The following is a 15,781-nucleotide window of genomic DNA, read 5'->3' on the forward strand; positions in this document are numbered from 1 at the left end:
AACGCACTGTCGAGTGGATCACTCGGCCGGCGTGATGTTCGAAGCCTGGGCACCCTTCGGGCCCTGGGTCACGTCATAGGTGACACGCTGGCCTTCCTGCAGGCTGCGGAAGCCCTTGGAGTTGATGGCGGAGAAGTGCGCGAACACGTCGGCGCTGCCATCCTCCGGCGAGATGAAGCCAAATCCCTTGGCGTCGTTGAACCACTTGACGGTACCGTTCGGCATGGTGATGCGAGACCTTATGCAATGAATGGGTGGTGTACGCTGAACCCGCGCACAAGCTGAGTATGCAAAGCTTGCTCGGGGAAGACAATCACCCCCGCGCCAATTCGCCCACCAGTTCCGGAAGTCCGTTGCTGGCCGCCTGTACGTTGGCCAGCACTTCGGCCATCGTAATCTCCTCGCCATCACCACAGCCGGCAGCCCAGTTGGCGATGATCGCCAGGCAGGCGTAATCCAGCCCCAGTTCGCGTGCCAGCGCGGCTTCCGGCATGCCGGTCATGCCCACCAGGTCGCAGCCGTCGCGGCGCATGCGGGCGATTTCAGCGATGGTTTCCAGGCGCGGGCCCTGCGTTGCGCCGTAGCAGCCACCGTCATGGACCGTGACGCCGGTCACTTTGGCCGCCGCCAGGATCTTGCTGCGCAGCATCGGCGTGTACGGGTGGCCGAAATCGACGTGGACCACATCGGTGCCCTCTTCTTCACAGATGGTGCTGATGCGGCCCCAGGTGTAGTCGATGATCTGGTCCGGGCAGGCCAGCACGCGCGGGCCGAAGTTCTCGGTGATGCCACCGACCGTGTTCAACGCCAACACGCGCTGCGCGCCCAGCTGCTGCAGCGCGGCCAGGTTGGCGCGGTAGTTGATCTTGTGCGGCGGCAGCGAGTGGCCTTCACCATGGCGCGCCAGGAACGCCACGCGATGGCCGAGCAGCGTACCGACGCGCACCGGGCCCGACGGGCGGCCGAAGCGGGTGTCGACCTCGTGGGTCTGCACGTCGTCAAGCTTGGCCAGGTTGTAGACACCGGTACCGCCGATCACGGCCAGGGCGATCTGTTGCATTCGAAGCACTCCATGAAAAGACGAACGCCGGCACCCGAGGATGCCGGCGGCAGAAGAAGACGCGCCGCGGGCGGCTGCGCCGTTATTCCTTCATCGCGTAGATGGCCGGCACGCAGCGCAGGGTTTCGTTGACGTCCATGCCGAAGCCGAACACGTAGCGGTCCGGCAGTTCGATGCCGGCGTAGTCGGCGGTCACGTCCGGCAGCGCGCGGTCGTGCCTCTTCACGGTCATCGCGGCGATGCGCACGTCGGTTGCGCCCTGTTCCAGGCACCAGGTGCGCACGCCCTGCAGGGTGTAGCCCTCGTCAAGGATGTCGTCGACCAGCAGCACGCGGCGGCCGAACAGCGAGGTGGCCGGCTTGTGCTTCCAGACCAGGTCGCCGCCGGTGGTTTCACCGCGGTAACGGGTGGCGTGCAGGTAATCAAACTGCACGTCCTGGCCGCGCGCGCCCAGTTCCAGCGCCAGCTGGCCGGCGAACGGCAGCGCACCGTGCATGATGGACAGGAACAGCGGCACCTCGCCCTTGTAGTCGCGCGCGATGGCGTCGGCGATACCAGCAATGGCCTTGTCGATGGTGGGGCGGTCGACCAGCAGGTCAGCCTGGGCCAGGGCCTGGGAAATGGTGAGGTTGGGCATCAGACGGTTCTTCCAAGGGTTTCAAGCAGACGGGTTTGGGTGTCGCCATGGCGGGCATCGGCCAGCAGGCCATCCCAGCCAAGCGCGCCGCGGCCGATCAGGCCCAGCAGCGCAGCGGTATTGAGGGAGCGCCCCTGCACCGCGTGCAGGGCTTCATCGACCAGCTCCGGGTGGCAGACCAGCACCACGTCGCAGCCGGCGTCCAGATGGGCGTGCACGCGCGCCGGCACGCCGCCGGCGCTGTGCGAGGCGGCCATGCCGATGTCGTCGGAGAACACCACGCCACGGAAGCCGAGCTCGCCGCGCAGGATGTCCTGGATCCAGCGCGGCGAGTAACCTGCCGGTTCAGGCGCAATCTGCGGGTAGATCACGTGCGCCATCATCACCGCATCGGCACCGGCGGCGATGCCGGCCTGGAACGGCACCAGGTCCTGCGCACGCAGCTCGTCCAGCGCGCGCGGATCGATCGCAGTATCGACGTGGGTGTCTTCCAGCACGGTGCCGTGGCCGGGGAAATGCTTGAGCGTGGCGGCCATGCCGACCGAGTGCATGCCACGCACGTAGGCGGCGGTGAACGCGGCCACCACCTGCGGGTCTTCACTGAAGGCGCGGTTGCCAATGGCACGGTTGCCACGGCCAAGGTCGACCACCGGCGCGAAGCTCAGGTCCAGGCCGCTGGCGCGTACTTCGCTGGCCATCAGCCAAGCGTGCCGTTCGGCCAATGCCAAGGCCTGCTGCGGGTCGGTGGCATACAGGGCACCAATGTCCTGCAGTGGCGGCAGATCGCTGTAACCCTCGCGGAAACGCTGTACGCGGCCACCTTCCTGGTCAACGCAGATCAGCTGCGGGCGCGGCGCGGCGGCGCGGATCGCCGCGCTCAGATCGGTCACCTGCTGGCGGGAGGCGAAGTTGCGCTTGAACAGCACCACCCCGGCCACGGCATCGTGCTGCAGCCAGTCACGTTCCTGGGCGGTCAGTTCGGTGCCGGCAACGCCGATCAGCAGCATGGTCGATCTCCACAACGCGCGCCCGCATGGCGCAGTGCCGCATTGTCGCAGAACCGGCCGACAGGCGCAGTGGTCAGAAAAAGGGGAGTGTGCGGTCAGAGCCCCTGCGGGGCTCTGACCCCGGGGCCGGATCCCCGCAGGGGCCCTGACCCCGATCTGCTCAGACCTTGCAGCCGTCCGGGCCGCAGGCCTCGTCGTCGCCAGCCGGGGTGGCCGGGGCGCCCTGTTCGGCGGCAATCTGGCGCAGGGCGTTGGCGAAGGCCTCGGGGGGCTGCGCCCCGGAAATGGCCCACTTTCCATCGATGACGAAGGTCGGCACCGAGGAGATGCCCAGCGCATGCGCCTCCGCCAGCTTGGCTTCGACCTCGGCCAGGCCGCGGTCGGAGGCCAGCATCTGCGCGATTTCTCCGCCGTCCAGGCCGCCCGCCACACCGGCCTTGATCAGCACCGCGCTGTCCGCCAAGTTCTGGCCAAGCTCGAAGTGGGCCCGGAACAGCGCCTCCCCGACCGCGCCCTGCACGCCGTGCTGGCCGGCCAGCCACAGCACCCGGTGCGCCGGCAGCGTGGTCACCCGCACCTGGCCCCGGCTGAAGTCCATCGGCAGGCCTTCCGCACGCGCCGTGGTCTGGGTCTGGCCGAGGATCTGCTCGGTGCGCTCGACGCCACCGAACTTGCGCACATAGGCCTCACGCAGCGGCACCGGGGTTGCGTCCGCGTCCGGGTCCAGCTGGAACGGCTGCCAGTGGATATCGAGTTCAGGCGCATCGGCGCCCAGCAACTGCACGCCCTGCTGGAAACGATGCTTGCCGATCCAGCACCAGGGACAGACCACGTCGGAGTAGATGTCGATTCTCATCCCCCCGACATGGGGCCCGCCCCCACCGAAAAAAGGGGACGGAGGGGATTAAGTCGCTTTCCGCACAGGCGGGGTAAAGACGACTTAATCCCCTCCGTCCCCTTTTCAGGGTTTCACCACTGTGAATAGGGACGGCTCGCGAGTGCGACGTTGTAGTAGCGGGCGTCGTCGGTGACTTCCGCGCCGGCCCAGTCCGGCAGTTCGATGGCCTGGTCGGCGCTGTCCAGTTCCACCTCGGCCACCACCAGGCCGGCGTTGTCGCCGAGGAACTCGTCCACTTCCCAGGTCAGGCCGGCGTGCTCGACCAGATGGCGGCGCTTGTCGATCAGGCCACCCACGCACAGCGCCAGCAGCGCGCGCGCGTCCTCCACCGGAATCGGGTAATCGAATTCCTGCCGGGTGTGGCCGATGGTGCGCGACTTCAGGTTCAGCGCAGCATGGTCGCCCTCGATACGCACGCGCACCGAGGCGTTCTGGGTACCGCGATCCAGCGCGCCCATGTCGTTGATGTAGCCCTGCGCCATCGGGGTCACCCGGTGCGCAGCGGATCGCCAGCCATCGTTGATGACCAGGAATTTGCGTTCGATTTCAATGCCCATGGCGCGATTATGCGCCATGGGTGATGACAGCCGCTCAGCGCTTCTCGAACACCGCGATGCTTTCCACGTGCGCGGTGTGCGGGAACATGTCCATCGCACCGGCGCTGACCAGGGTGAAGCCCTGTTCGTTGACCAGATAGCCGGCATCGCGCGCCAGCGAGCCCGGGTGGCAGCTGACGTAGACGATGCGCTTGAACTGCTTCAGCGGCAGCTGCTGCAGCACTTCGATGGCGCCCGAGCGCGGCGGGTCCAGCAGCAGCTTGTCGAAGCCCTGGCGCATCCACGGCGTGCTGCGCTGGTCCTGGGTCAGGTCGGCGCTGAAGAACTGGGCGTTGGCCAGCCCGTTGCGCACGGCATTCTCACGGGCACGCGCGACCAGGCCGGCATCGCCTTCCACACCCACCACTTCGCGCACGCGGCGGGCCAGCGGCAGGGTGAAGTTGCCCAGGCCGCAGAACAGGTCAAGCACGCGTTCGTCCTCGCCCGGCTCAAGCAGGTCCAGGGCGTGGGCGATCATCTTTTCGTTGAGCTTGGCGTTGACCTGGATGAAGTCCAGCGGGCGGAACGCCAGTTCCACGTCCCAAGGCGCCAACCGGAACGACAGCGGCACGCCCTGCCCGTCCAGCGGCTGCACGGTGTCCACGCCGCCGGACTGCAGGTAGATCACGAAACCATGCTGCTGGCCAAAGGCGGCCCAGGCGGCGCGGTCGGCATCGCTGAGCGGCTGCAGGTGACGTACGGTCAGCACCACCGCCTGATCGCCGGCGATGAACTCGATCTGCGGGATGTCGCGCTTGCCATCGAGCGATTCGATGAAGGTCGACAAGGCCTCGACCTTGGTACCGATCTCCGGGATCACGGTCAGGCACTGGCTGAGGTCGGCGACGAAACGCGGGTCCTGTTCACGGAAACCGACCAGGGTCTTGTCCTTCTTCTCGACCCGGCGCACCGAGAAGCGGCCCTTGCGGCGATAACCCCAGCTCTCGCCGACCAGCGGCGCCAGCACCTTGCCCGGCTTCACATGGCCGATCCGCTCCAGGTTGTCCATCAGCACGCGCTGCTTGGCGACGATCTGCTGGTCTTCGTCCAGGTGCTGCAGCACGCAGCCGGCGCAGGTACCGAAATGCGGGCACTTCGGGGTCACGCGCTGGGGCGAGGCCTGCAGCACTTCCACCGTGCGTGCCTCGTCGAAATGGCGGCTGCGGGCGGTCTGTTCGGCCATGACCACCTCGCCCGGCAGGGCGCCGCTGACGAAGGTGACCTTGCCGCCCTCGCCTTCACGGCGGGCGACGCCGCGACCATCATGGCTGAGGTCGAGGATCTCGGTCTGGAAAGGGGTACGGTCGATGCGGGAGCGGGATCGGGCCACGTGGCAACAGGCTGCGGGCAAAAATGGGGGCACATTGTCGCAGATCCTGACTGGCAGGGTCCGGCCCCGCTTGCGCCCGCCGCCGCCGTGCTTGATGATTGCAGCAGCTGACATGGAGGCAGCCCTGATGCAGATGACCCCGCGGGCCAGCCGGCCCCGCTTCCTGCTTGTCGAGGACGACATCATCAGCCGCGGTTTTTTCAAAGCGGCGTTGGAAACGTTACCGGCGGACGTGGACACGGCAGATTCATTGGCCAGCGCGCTGGCCAGCGCCGAGCCCGGCGCGCATGACCTGTGGCTGATCGACGTCAACCTGCCGGACGGCAATGGCGCGCAGCTGCTGCGTGAACTGCGCCGTTCACACCCCGATACCCCGGCATTGGCGCATACCGCCGATGGCGACACCTCCATCCATGCCCGCCTGCGCGAAGCTGGCTTCAGCGACACGCTGGTCAAGCCGTTGGGCCGCGACCAGTTGCTGAAGGCCGTGCGCCGGGCACTGGTGAACAGCCCGGCGGGGATCTCCGTTGCCCCGGCTCCGGCAGCGGTCGAGCTGCAGGTACAGGACTGGGACGAGACCGCGGCACTGGCCGCGCTCAATGGCCAGCGCAACCACTTGATCGCGCTGCGCGAGCTGTTCCTGGCCGAGTTGCCGGGCGTACGCGACGCGGTCGAGCAGGCCGTGGACCAGCACGACGAGCGCCAGCTGCGCAGCCAGCTGCACCGGTTGCAGGCGAGCTGTGGGTTTGTCGGCGCGGCACGGCTGGGACGGGCGGTGCGGCAGCTGCATCATGCGCCGGAGTCCGGGCAGGCCCAGGACGGGTTCCGCGCGGCGGTGGCGGCCCTGCTGCATTGAGGGTGTTCGGCAGGGCTTGCAGCCCTGCACCTGCTTCAAGCCAGAGCAACAGCCGAAGCAACGGCAACAGCGGGCATCCCGTGGAATGGCGGGGCACTGTGGGTATGCGGGGACGGCGCAAGTACGTCCATGTAGCCTTGGTCGCGCCATCCATGGCGCTCACACCCCGCAAACCCATAGTGCCCCGCCTTCGACAGTTGACCGGTGGCCAGTAGATCCACGCCATGCGTGGATGAATCTCTGTCAGATATCGAAATTCAAACTGGGGTCAGATCCGTTTTCCTTCGGAAAACGGATCTGACCCCGTCGGCATGTCCAACAGCTCGCAAGAATCTGTCGAAGGCGGGGTGGGTCCGGTTGCGGGAGTGTCCGCGGCATGGATGCCGCGGCCAAGCCCCCAAGGACGGGTTTACGGCGTCTCCCGCAACCGGACCCACCCCGCCTACCCACGGATAACCAGCTTTTGCTTTTGACGTTGACGTTGACGTTGATTCGGCAGGTGCAGGGCTGCAAGCCCTGCCGAACACCCCCTACCTGCGGGGCGCGAGCTGCTCGAGCATTTCCCAGGACTTCAGGCCGCGTGGCCCGAGGTGATGGGCCAGCACCCGCCGCATCGGCAGGCGCAGGCTGGCCAGGTCGGCGGCAGCGGGCTCTTCGTCGGCCGCCAACGCCAGCAGCGCCGAGCCAGTGGCCGCCGCCCGGCGCTCCCCACCGCGCTCGCTCAGCAGGCGCTGCGCGCCTTCCTGTGGGTCCAGCTCGTAGCGCGCGGCCGGGTCGATCGGCTGGCCGTCGCTGGCACTGTCCAGTTCGAAACCCAGGCCCAGCGCGGACAGCAGCTCGCGTTCAAACCGACGTAGCGTCCAGGCCAGGCCGGCACCGACCGCCAGCCGCGCGCGCGCTTCGCCATAGGCCAGATACAACTCAGGCAACGGATCCTGGCGAGGTGCCAGGCGCAGGGTCAGTTCACTCAGATAGAAGCCGGCCAGCATCGCCTGGCCGACCAGGCGCGGGGCCGCATCCAGCGCTTCAGCGCCGCGCAACTGGGCCAGTTCACCGCGCTGCTGGGCGCTGAAGCGGATCCACTGCAATGGCTGCAGGGCAGCGCGCAGCACCTGGCCCTTGGCGGTTGACACACCACGCGCGAGCAGGCCGACGCGGCCATGCTGCGCGCTCAACACCTCGACCAGCAGGCTGGTCTCGCGGTAGGCCCGCGCATGCAGCACGAAGCCGGTGTCGTCCTCGATCATCATCGAAGCGACCGCAACGGCTTACTCGTAACCGAAGGCCTTCAGCGCGGCCTCGTCATCGGACCAGCCTTCACGCACGCGCACCCAGGTCTCAAGGAACACCTTGGCCCCGAACAGACGCTCCATCTGCAGGCGGGACTTGGCGCCGATCTCCTTGAGGCGGGCGCCGCCCTTGCCGATCACGATGGCCTTCTGGCCTTCGCGCTCGACCCAGATCACCGCGCCGATGCGCAGCAGGTTGCCGTCCTCGGTGAAGCGCTCGATCTCAACGGTGGTGGCGTACGGCAGCTCTTCGCCGAGCTGGCGCATCAACTGTTCGCGTACCAGCTCGCCGGCCAGGAAACGCTGGCTGCGGTCGGTGATCTCGTCCTCGCCGAACATCGGCGGCGCTTCCGGAAGCAGCTTCAGCACGTCGCGCACCAACGCTTCCAGGCCATTGCGCTTCTGCGCCGAGATCGGATGCACGGCAGCGAAATCACGGCCTTCGGTCACCTGCTGCAGGAACGGCAGCAGCGCGCCCTTTTCCTTCAGGCGATCGATCTTGTTGACCACCAGCACCACCGGAATGCCGGCATCGCGCAGCACATTGAAGGCCAGGCTGTCTTCTTCATCCCAGCGACCGGCCTCGATCACCAGCAGGCCGGCATCGACGCCCTCCAGCGAGCCGCGCGCGGCACGGTTCATCACCCGGTTCATCGCCCGCTTCTGCACCTTGTGCAGGCCGGGGGTATCAACCAGCACCAGCTGGCCTTCCGGGTAGGTGGCGATGCCCAGCAGGCGATGGCGCGTGGTCTGCGGACGGTTGGAAACGATGCTGACCTTCGCACCGACCAGGGCATTGGTCAGGGTCGACTTGCCCACGTTCGGGCGGCCGATCACGGCCACGCTGCCGCAATGATGAGGAGTTTGTTCGCTCACTTGGAATCCAGTTGTTCTAGGACGGCCGCAGCCGCCTGTTGTTCGGCAAGCCGCCGCGAGGCGCCTTCGCCCTCAGTGCTGGCGGCCGGGTCGGCTACGTTGCAGCGTACCCGGAAGTGCTTGGCATGGTCGTCACCGGATTCTGACACCAGTTCATACTGCGGCAACGCCTTCTGTCGGGCCTGCAGCCATTCCTGCAGGCGGGTCTTGGGGTCCTTCTCGGGACGGCCGGAGGCCGGCAGCGCCTCGATCGAAGCGCTGAACCAGGGCAGTACCACCGCCCGGCAGGCCTCGAAGCCGGCATCCAGGTAGATCGCAGCCACCACGGCTTCCACTGCGTCGGCCAGGATCGAGTCGCGGCGATGACCGCCGGACTTCATTTCGCCCGGGCCCAGGGTCAGCCGCTCGCCCAACTGCAGGGTGCGCGCGATCGCCGCCAACGCGCCTTCGCGCACCAGTTCGGCACGGGCACGGGTCATCGCCCCTTCGTCAGCCTTGGGCCAGCGTCGGTACAACGCCTCGGCCGCCATCATGTTGACGATGCTGTCGCCGAGGAACTCCAGGCGCTCGTTGTGCGGCGCACCGGCACTGCGATGCGTCAGCGCCTGCTTGAGCAGGGCCGGGTCGCTGAAGGCATGACCGATCAGGTCGCCACGTTGGATGAATTTACTGGGCACCGCTTCGTGTCAGGTCCTGGGAAGAATCGAATTTGCCAACCACATCGAGGTTGCCGATCAGCTGGCGACGCACTTCGTAGTTGACCTTGAGGGTCCAGCCATTGTCGCGACGGTCGAACTTCACGTTGGCCGGCTTCACATTGTCCGAGTAGTTGATGTACAGGCGCTTGAAGAACAGGTCCTGGATCCGCGACGGCTCCATGCTGCCCACGCCCGGCTCGTTGGCCAGGCTCTTCATCGCCGAGCGCACGGCGTAGTACTCCTGGTACATCGGGAACAGCTTCATGCCGATGTAGAGGAAGAAACCGACCACGATCAGGACCGTCAGGAACGAGGTCAGGGTCATGCCGCGCTGCGTGTTCATCGTCTTCATTGCGTTCTCCCCAGATACGCGTTGGATGTGAAGGTACTCAGTTGATGCCCGATCAGTTGATGCTCGAGCCGATCCGCGACGGCTCGAAGCCATCCTTGCAGAACCAGCCCTGGCAGTTCAGCCAGATCAGGAAGGCCTTGCCGCGCAGGTTCTCTTCCGGCAGCAGGCCCCAGAAACGGCCGTCGTCGCTGTTGTCGCGGTTGTCGCCCATCACCAGGTACTTGCCGGCCGGCACCGTCCACTGGCCCTGGCCGCGCGGGTAGTCGGTCTCCAGCACGGTGTGGGTGCGCCCCGGCAGGTGCTCGACCAGCAGGTTGGCGCCTTCGCCCTGGCCCTTGTGGCCGGCGTAGATGCCCTTGTTGTCGTACTTCAGCGGCTCGCCATTGAGGATCACGCCGTCGCCTTCGAAGACCACGGTGTCACCCGGCACGCCGATCACGCGCTTGATGAAGTTCTCGCCCTTGGCCGGGTCGTTGTCGCTGTGGCCGGGGAAGTGGAATACCACCACGTCGCCACGCGAGGGCTCGCCGAACGGCACGATCCTGGTGTTGCTGATCGGCAGGCGCAGGCCGTAGGAGAACTTGTTGACCAGGATGAAATCGCCGATCAGCAGGTTCGGCATCATCGAGCTGGACGGGATCTTGTACGGTTCGGCAATGAAGCTGCGCACGATCAGCACGATCGCCAGCACCGGGAAGAACGCACGCGAGTAATCCACCAGCACCGGCTCGGAATCGAGCAGGCCGGCGCGCTGGGCGCGACGCTTGGCGAGGTACAGCTTGTCCGCAAGCAGGATCAGGCCCGAGGCCAGGGTCAGCACGACCAGGAGGATCTCAAACAGTTTCATTCAGGGTCCTTTGCAACGTCACCGGACGACCGGCCCCGCAGGGCCGGTGCGGGATTACTTGTTGTCCATCTGCAGCACGGCCAGGAACGCTTCCTGCGGGATCTCCACGCGGCCGACCTGCTTCATGCGCTTCTTGCCTTCCTTCTGCTTTTCCAGAAGCTTCTTCTTGCGCGAAACGTCGCCACCATAGCACTTGGCCAGCACGTTCTTGCGCATGGCCTTGACCGTGGTACGGGCGATGATCTGCGAGCCGACCGCAGCCTGGATGGCGACGTCGAACATCTGGCGCGGAATCAGGTCCTTCATCTTCTCGCACAGCTCGCGGCCACGACGGTCGGCATGGCTGCGGTGCACGATCAGCGACAGTGCGTCGACCTTGTCGCCGTTGATCAGCACGTCCACGCGCACGAACGGGCCGGCGTCGAAGCGCACGAAGTGGTAGTCCAGCGAGGCGTAGCCACGGCTGACCGACTTCAGCTTGTCGAAGAAGTCCAGCACCACCTCGGCCATCGGCAGCTCATAGCTGATCTGCACCTGGCTGCCCAGGTAGTTGATGCCGATCTGGCTGCCGCGCTTTTCTTCGCACAGCTTGATGATGTTGCCGATGTACTCCTCGGGAGTGAGCACGTTGGCACGGATGATCGGCTCGCGGATCTCCTCGACCTGGTTCACCGGCGGCAGCTTGGCCGGGTTGTCCATGTTGATGATCGAGCCATCGGTCTTCAGGACTTCATATACCACCGTCGGCGCGGTGCTGATCAGGTCCAGGTTGTACTCGCGCTCCAGGCGTTCCTGCACGATTTCCATGTGCAGCATGCCCAGGAAGCCGCAGCGGAAGCCGAAGCCCATCGCCTCGGAGCTTTCCGGCTCGAAACGCAGCGCGGCATCGTTCAGGCGCAGCTTGTCCAGCGCTTCGCGCAGGTCCGGGTAATCTTCGGCATCGACCGGGAACAGACCGGCGAACACGCGCGGCTGCATTTCCTGGAAGCCCGGCAGCGGCTTCGGAGCCGGGTCGCCGGCCAGGGTCAGGGTGTCGCCGACCGGCGCACCGTGCACGTCCTTGATGCTGGCGGTGACCCAGCCCACTTCACCGGCACGCAGCGCTGGCAGCACTTTCCGCTTCGGCGTGAACACGCCGACGTTGTCGACCTGGTGGTTGCGGCCGGTGGACATCACCTGCAGCTTGTCACCGGCCTTGATCTCGCCCTGCATCACGCGTACCAGCGAGACCACGCCCAGGTAGTTGTCGAACCAGGAGTCGATGATCAGCGCCTGCAGCTTCTCGGTGTCGCGCGGTGTCGGCGGCGGGATGCGATGCACGATCGCTTCCAGCACGTCCTGCACGTTCAGGCCGGTCTTGGCACTGACCGGCACGGCATCGGAGGCGTCGATGCCGATCACGGCCTCGATCTCGGCCTTGGCGCGCTCGATGTCGGCGGTCGGCAGGTCGATCTTGTTGATCACCGGCACCACTTCCAGGCCCTGCTCCACCGCGGTGTAGCAGTTGGCCACCGACTGCGCTTCCACGCCCTGGGCCGCATCGACCACCAGCAGCGCGCCTTCGCAGGCGGCCAGCGAGCGGCTGACTTCATAGGAGAAGTCGACGTGGCCGGGGGTGTCGATGAAGTTCAGATGGTAGGTCTGCCCGTCCTTGGCCAGGTACGGCAACGACACCGACTGCGCCTTGATCGTGATGCCGCGCTCGCGCTCGATCGGGTTGGAGTCGAGCACCTGCGCTTCCATCTCGCGGGCCTGCAGGCCACCACAGAGCTGGATGATGCGGTCGGCCAGCGTGGACTTGCCGTGGTCGACATGGGCGATGATGGAGAAGTTGCGGATGTTCCGCATCGAATCAGAAGACATAGGTGGCGGCGGCGCGCGGCGTCGTCAGGGCAACGGTCGATTATCGCATGCCCGGCGCCCCACCGCGAAAGCGGACTGCTCGGGCCCCGCCCGGAAAGGCCGAAGCCCCGCCAGGGCGGGGCTTCAGGGGAGACACAGGGGCCGCCGAAGCGGCCCCGGCAGGCCTTACTGGCCGGCCTTGACCGCCACGAAGGCGCTGTTGCCGTTGCCGGTGCGCACCAGCAGCATCACCACGTCGTCCTTCTTGTAGCTGGACAGCGCCCGGTTCAGGCTCTCCACGCTGCCGACCGGGGTGCGGCCGACCTGCAGGATCACCATGCCCGGGGACAGGCCGGCATCACGCGCCGCCTGGCCCTTGACTCCGGTGATGCGCACGCCTTCGTTGCCATCCAGGCCGAACTGCTTGCGCTGCGGTGCGGTCAGGTCGCTCACGTCCAGGCCCAGCAGGGCATTGGCGCCGGTCTGCGGTGCCGCATCGGGCCTGGCGGCAGACGCCGCACGGGCATTGCCCTGACCGTCTTCGCTCAGCGCCGTGAGCGTGGCGCTGAGGTCGCGCGGCTTGCCGTCGCGGATCACCCCCAGCGTGACCCGGCTGCCCGGTGCCATCGCACCGATCAGCGGCGGCAGGTCGGACCAGCTGTTGACCGGGCTGCCGTTGACCGAACGCACTACGTCGCCGATCTGCACACCGGCCTTCTCTGCGGCACTGCCGGCGACGATCTGGTTGACCAGCGCGCCACGGCTGTCGGGCAGGCCCAGGCCCTGCGCCTTCAGCGCATCGATCGGCTCGACCACCGCACCCAGCTGGCCACGGGTGACCTTGCCACTCTTCTTGATCTGCTCGACCGCGCTCATCGCCAGGTCGATCGGGATCGCGAAGCTGATGCCCATGTAGCCGCCGGAGGCGGAGAAGATCTGCGAGTTGATGCCGACCACTTCGCCGCGGGTGTTCAGCAACGGACCGCCGGAGTTGCCCTGGTTGATCGCCACGTCGGTCTGGATGAACGGCACGTAGCGCTGGTCGGCGCCACCCGTGCTACGCCCCAGTGCACTGACGATACCGGCGGTGACCGAATGGTCGAGACCGAACGGCGAGCCGATCGCGACAACCCACTGGCCGGGCTTCAGCGTATTGGAATCACCCACGCGCACGGTCGGCAGGTTCTTGCCATCGATCTTCAGCAGCGCCACGTCGTACTGCTGGTCGCTGCCCACCACCTTGGCGTTGAACTCACGGCTGTCGCCCAGCTTGACCTTCACGTCGCTGGCATCGGCCACCACGTGGTAGTTGGTCAGCACATAGCCATCGGGCGAAATGATGAAGCCCGAGCCCATGCCGCGGCCCTTGATGCTGGGGCCACCGTCCGGGCCGCCCGGGCCCTGCCCCGGCATCGGGAAGTCCGGGCCGAAGAAGCGACGGAAGAACTCCGGCATGTCGTCGTCACCGCCCATCGGGCCCCGCGAAGCCTGGCGGTTGGTGCGGACAATGGTGGTGTCGACGTTGACCACACCCGGCCCGACCTGTTCAACAAGGTTGGTGAAATCGGGCAGGCCGGTAACCAGCGGCTGTGCCGGTGCCCTTGGCGCGGTGGCTGGAGCAGCCTGGGTCGGGGCGGCCGGAGCCGGTGCCTGCGCGCAGGCCACCAGCGGCAGGGTCAGGGCCAACAGGCCCATGGCCTGCGTGCGGAGTCGGGGAGTCATCGGACGGCAACCTCCGGATCGGATGGAAAGAGGAATACGGGCCCCGCTGACGGCGGGGCGTGAAAGCGCCCGGCTCAGTCGCGCGGGCGCGGCGGCACCGGCAGGTCGTCCTGCAGGCGCGGCTCGAACGGGTAGAAGGCGGCGCCACCGGTATGGGCCGGGAAGCTGGCATTGAGCGCGCCGCCGGCGGCAGGCGCCAGGCTGGAACGCGGCCACGGTCGCGCCTGCAGCCCACCGACCTCGCCAAACGGCATGTTGCGGCTGCCATTGGCCGGTATGGTCGGGGTCAGCGGCGCCTGCGCAGCAGCCACCGCGCGTTGCGGCACGTCCTCACGCTGGGCGGCACGCGCAGCCTGCTGGCTGCGGGTGGCACTGGCGCGGCGGGTGTCCTGGCGGCGACCGGCAGTGGCCATCGCCAGGGCGGGAGCCGCCGCCACAGCCATCGCGGCCGTGTCTGCAGAGGCTTCGGTAACCGGGGCAGGATCGGTCGGCACGGTCGGCAGCTCCGCCTGGCTGGCGATCACCTGAGGTGCCAACGGCTCGCCCGGGGTGGCTTCCTTCAGCTTCTCACCGCCCATGAACAGCGCCACCGCTGCCACTGAAGCGGCCAGTGCGGCACCACCGCCCCAGGCCCGCCAGCCACTGCGACGCACCTGACGGCGCGGCTCGGCCTGCGGCGCAGGCTCGGCGGCGATGGCAGCAGCCACGGCGGAACTGAACCCCGCCGGGGCCAGTGCCGACGCCTGCCCACGCATCACGTCGCCCAGCAGCTGCCAGCGCTCCTGGCAGCCGGCCAGTTCGGGGTCATGCTCCATCCGCCGCAGCAGGAAGCGCGCTTCATCGGCGCCCAGCTCGCCATCGACCAGGGCCGACAGCTGCTCGCGATGGCGCTGGTCCAGGCGCTGCCCGGCGGGCGATTGATGGTTCTGCGATTCGTTGAACGGATTACTGGTCATACGCGGCTCTTCTCACGGGTGGCGCTGCCGATGTCCAACAGCGGCCGGAGTTCGGTGTCGATCGCCTCGCGCGCCCGGAAGATCCGTGAACGCACGGTGCCGATCGGGCACCCCATTTTCTGCGCGATTTCCTCGTAGCTCAGGCCTTCCACCTCGCGCAGGGTGATCGCCGACCGGAGCTCTTCCGGCAGCGCGTTGACGGCCTTCATCACCGTCTGTTCCAGCTCTTGGCGCATCAACTCGCGTTCGGGCGTGTCGGTGTCGCGCAGGCGCGTACCACTGTCGAACTGTTCGGCGTCGCCGATGTCGATGTCATCGGTCGGTGGCCGTCGATTGTGTGAAGCCAGGTAGTTTTTGGCAGTATTCACGGCGATTCGATGCAACCAGGTTGAGAACTGGGCGTCGCCACGGAAACTTCCGATCGCGCGATAGGCGCGGATGAAAGTGTCCTGGGCGACGTCCTGACATTCGCTCCAGTCGGCGATGTAGCGGCCGACAAGGGCCACCACGCGATGCTGGTACTTGCGCACCAGGACATCGAACGCGGCGCTCTCGCCGTGCTGCACGCGCCGGACCAGTTCCAGATCCAGCTCCTGTGGTGTATCAACCTCGGCCATGAGGGGCCGCACTCCTGTCAGCCCAACCGACGTCGGGCAATGAGACTGCCAATCCCGGGAAAAGTTCAGTCGCCGATCACCCGGCGCCGCACCAGCTTTTAACCACCGTTCCGTTAGCGTTCCGGTCCACGGCCATGGATCCGGGGTCGCCACTCCCCTGCTATTGGGATTTGACGCGGGGGAAACAACCTCTGGATC

General features: G+C 66.9%; 17 protein-coding genes. 1 reads left to right on the top strand and 16 read right to left on the bottom strand.

Features of this window, described 5'->3' with window-relative positions; all coding sequences use genetic code 11:
- Window positions 1-18 precede the first annotated feature (18 nt).
- The 7 genes from AC5P68_RS00180 to rlmD form a co-directional block, all read right to left on the bottom strand.
- On the bottom strand, window positions 19-225 hold the full coding sequence (locus tag AC5P68_RS00180; protein ID WP_005410590.1) for a cold-shock protein: 207 nt from the start codon (window positions 223-225) through the stop codon (window positions 19-21).
- 88 nt (window positions 226-313) lie between these two features.
- Window positions 314-1,060, bottom strand: a complete 747-nt coding sequence (locus AC5P68_RS00185; protein ID WP_005410591.1) for an S-methyl-5'-thioinosine phosphorylase — start codon at window positions 1,058-1,060, stop codon at window positions 314-316.
- A gap of 82 nt (window positions 1,061-1,142) precedes the next feature.
- On the bottom strand, window positions 1,143-1,697 hold the full coding sequence (locus AC5P68_RS00190; protein ID WP_231522936.1) for a hypoxanthine-guanine phosphoribosyltransferase: 555 nt from the start codon (window positions 1,695-1,697) through the stop codon (window positions 1,143-1,145).
- Complete coding sequence (gene nagZ, locus AC5P68_RS00195; protein WP_005414204.1) at window positions 1,697-2,704, bottom strand: beta-N-acetylhexosaminidase; 1,008 nt, start codon at window positions 2,702-2,704, stop codon at window positions 1,697-1,699. Before nagZ ends, AC5P68_RS00190 begins: the two co-directional genes overlap by 1 nt.
- A gap of 160 nt (window positions 2,705-2,864) precedes the next feature.
- Window positions 2,865-3,560, bottom strand: coding sequence for a DsbA family oxidoreductase (locus tag AC5P68_RS00200; protein WP_231522937.1), 696 nt, complete (start codon window positions 3,558-3,560; stop codon window positions 2,865-2,867).
- A 113-nt stretch (window positions 3,561-3,673) separates the two neighbouring features.
- Complete coding sequence (locus AC5P68_RS00205; RefSeq protein WP_033834349.1) at window positions 3,674-4,159, bottom strand: CYTH domain-containing protein; 486 nt, start codon at window positions 4,157-4,159, stop codon at window positions 3,674-3,676.
- A gap of 34 nt (window positions 4,160-4,193) precedes the next feature.
- Window positions 4,194-5,528 carry a 23S rRNA (uracil(1939)-C(5))-methyltransferase RlmD gene (rlmD, locus tag AC5P68_RS00210; protein WP_005414201.1) on the bottom strand — a complete coding sequence of 445 codons (1,335 nt, stop codon included), beginning with the start codon at window positions 5,526-5,528 and terminating at the stop codon, window positions 4,194-4,196.
- Window positions 5,529-5,655: 127 nt separating this feature from the next.
- On the opposite strand from rlmD, the gene AC5P68_RS00215 reads away from it, so the two are divergent.
- The gene (locus AC5P68_RS00215; RefSeq protein ID WP_012480972.1) at window positions 5,656-6,384 is read left to right on the top strand and encodes a response regulator; all 729 of its coding nucleotides are present in this window, start codon (window positions 5,656-5,658) and stop codon (window positions 6,382-6,384) included.
- A gap of 530 nt (window positions 6,385-6,914) precedes the next feature.
- Here AC5P68_RS00215 and recO read toward each other — a convergent pair.
- The 9 genes from recO to rpoE form a co-directional block, all read right to left on the bottom strand.
- Window positions 6,915-7,634 (bottom strand): DNA repair protein RecO, encoded by a 720-nt coding sequence (gene recO, locus AC5P68_RS00220; RefSeq protein ID WP_033834350.1) that lies wholly within the window; start codon window positions 7,632-7,634, stop codon window positions 6,915-6,917.
- 18 nt (window positions 7,635-7,652) lie between these two features.
- Complete coding sequence (gene era / locus AC5P68_RS00225; RefSeq protein ID WP_005410599.1) at window positions 7,653-8,549, bottom strand: GTPase Era; 897 nt, start codon at window positions 8,547-8,549, stop codon at window positions 7,653-7,655.
- Window positions 8,546-9,226, bottom strand: a complete 681-nt coding sequence (gene rnc, locus AC5P68_RS00230) for a ribonuclease III (RefSeq protein WP_033834352.1) — start codon at window positions 9,224-9,226, stop codon at window positions 8,546-8,548. Before rnc ends, era begins: the two co-directional genes overlap by 4 nt.
- Window positions 9,216-9,599, bottom strand: a complete 384-nt coding sequence (locus AC5P68_RS00235; protein ID WP_005410601.1) for a DUF4845 domain-containing protein — start codon at window positions 9,597-9,599, stop codon at window positions 9,216-9,218. The genes rnc and AC5P68_RS00235 overlap by 11 nt, the downstream gene beginning before the upstream one ends.
- 52 nt (window positions 9,600-9,651) lie before the next feature.
- Entirely contained in the window at window positions 9,652-10,446 is a 795-nt protein-coding gene (gene lepB, locus AC5P68_RS00240) for a signal peptidase I (protein ID WP_005410602.1), read from the bottom strand.
- Between the two features lie 54 nt (window positions 10,447-10,500).
- The gene (lepA, locus tag AC5P68_RS00245; protein ID WP_005410603.1) at window positions 10,501-12,294 is read right to left on the bottom strand and encodes a translation elongation factor 4; all 1,794 of its coding nucleotides are present in this window, start codon (window positions 12,292-12,294) and stop codon (window positions 10,501-10,503) included.
- Between the two features lie 180 nt (window positions 12,295-12,474).
- Window positions 12,475-14,010, bottom strand: coding sequence for a DegQ family serine endoprotease (locus AC5P68_RS00250; RefSeq protein WP_033834355.1), 1,536 nt, complete (start codon window positions 14,008-14,010; stop codon window positions 12,475-12,477).
- Between the two features lie 74 nt (window positions 14,011-14,084).
- On the bottom strand, window positions 14,085-14,966 hold the full coding sequence (locus tag AC5P68_RS00255) for a sigma-E factor negative regulatory protein (protein ID WP_049402273.1): 882 nt from the start codon (window positions 14,964-14,966) through the stop codon (window positions 14,085-14,087).
- Window positions 14,963-15,583 (bottom strand): RNA polymerase sigma factor RpoE, encoded by a 621-nt coding sequence (gene rpoE, locus AC5P68_RS00260; protein WP_005414197.1) that lies wholly within the window; start codon window positions 15,581-15,583, stop codon window positions 14,963-14,965. Before rpoE ends, AC5P68_RS00255 begins: the two co-directional genes overlap by 4 nt.
- Window positions 15,584-15,781 lie beyond the last annotated feature (198 nt).

The sequence above is a fragment of the Stenotrophomonas sp. YJH_SMC_58 genome (assembly GCF_059369635.1).

Bases quoted from the DNA above. Each gene is read 5' to 3' on its own strand.
- AC5P68_RS00180 (WP_005410590.1), bottom strand. From the start codon at position 225: ATGCCGAACGGTACCGTCAAGTGGTTCAACGACGCCAAGGGATTTGGC.
- AC5P68_RS00185 (WP_005410591.1), bottom strand. From the start codon at position 1,060: ATGCAACAGATCGCCCTGGCCGTGATCGGCGGTACCGGTGTCTACAAC.
- AC5P68_RS00190 (WP_231522936.1), bottom strand. From the start codon at position 1,697: ATGCCCAACCTCACCATTTCCCAGGCCCTGGCCCAGGCTGACCTGCTG.
- nagZ (WP_005414204.1), bottom strand. From the start codon at position 2,704: ATGCTGCTGATCGGCGTTGCCGGCACCGAACTGACCGCCCAGGAACGT.
- AC5P68_RS00200 (WP_231522937.1), bottom strand. From the start codon at position 3,560: ATGAGAATCGACATCTACTCCGACGTGGTCTGTCCCTGGTGCTGGATC.
- AC5P68_RS00205 (WP_033834349.1), bottom strand. From the start codon at position 4,159: ATGGGCATTGAAATCGAACGCAAATTCCTGGTCATCAACGATGGCTGG.
- AC5P68_RS00215 (WP_012480972.1), top strand. From the start codon at position 5,656: ATGCAGATGACCCCGCGGGCCAGCCGGCCCCGCTTCCTGCTTGTCGAG.
- recO (WP_033834350.1), bottom strand. From the start codon at position 7,634: ATGATGATCGAGGACGACACCGGCTTCGTGCTGCATGCGCGGGCCTAC.
- AC5P68_RS00235 (WP_005410601.1), bottom strand. From the start codon at position 9,599: ATGAAGACGATGAACACGCAGCGCGGCATGACCCTGACCTCGTTCCTG.
- lepB (WP_005410602.1), bottom strand. From the start codon at position 10,446: ATGAAACTGTTTGAGATCCTCCTGGTCGTGCTGACCCTGGCCTCGGGC.
- lepA (WP_005410603.1), bottom strand. From the start codon at position 12,294: ATGCGGAACATCCGCAACTTCTCCATCATCGCCCATGTCGACCACGGC.
- AC5P68_RS00250 (WP_033834355.1), bottom strand. From the start codon at position 14,010: ATGACTCCCCGACTCCGCACGCAGGCCATGGGCCTGTTGGCCCTGACC.
- AC5P68_RS00255 (WP_049402273.1), bottom strand. From the start codon at position 14,966: ATGACCAGTAATCCGTTCAACGAATCGCAGAACCATCAATCGCCCGCC.
- rpoE (WP_005414197.1), bottom strand. From the start codon at position 15,583: ATGGCCGAGGTTGATACACCACAGGAGCTGGATCTGGAACTGGTCCGG.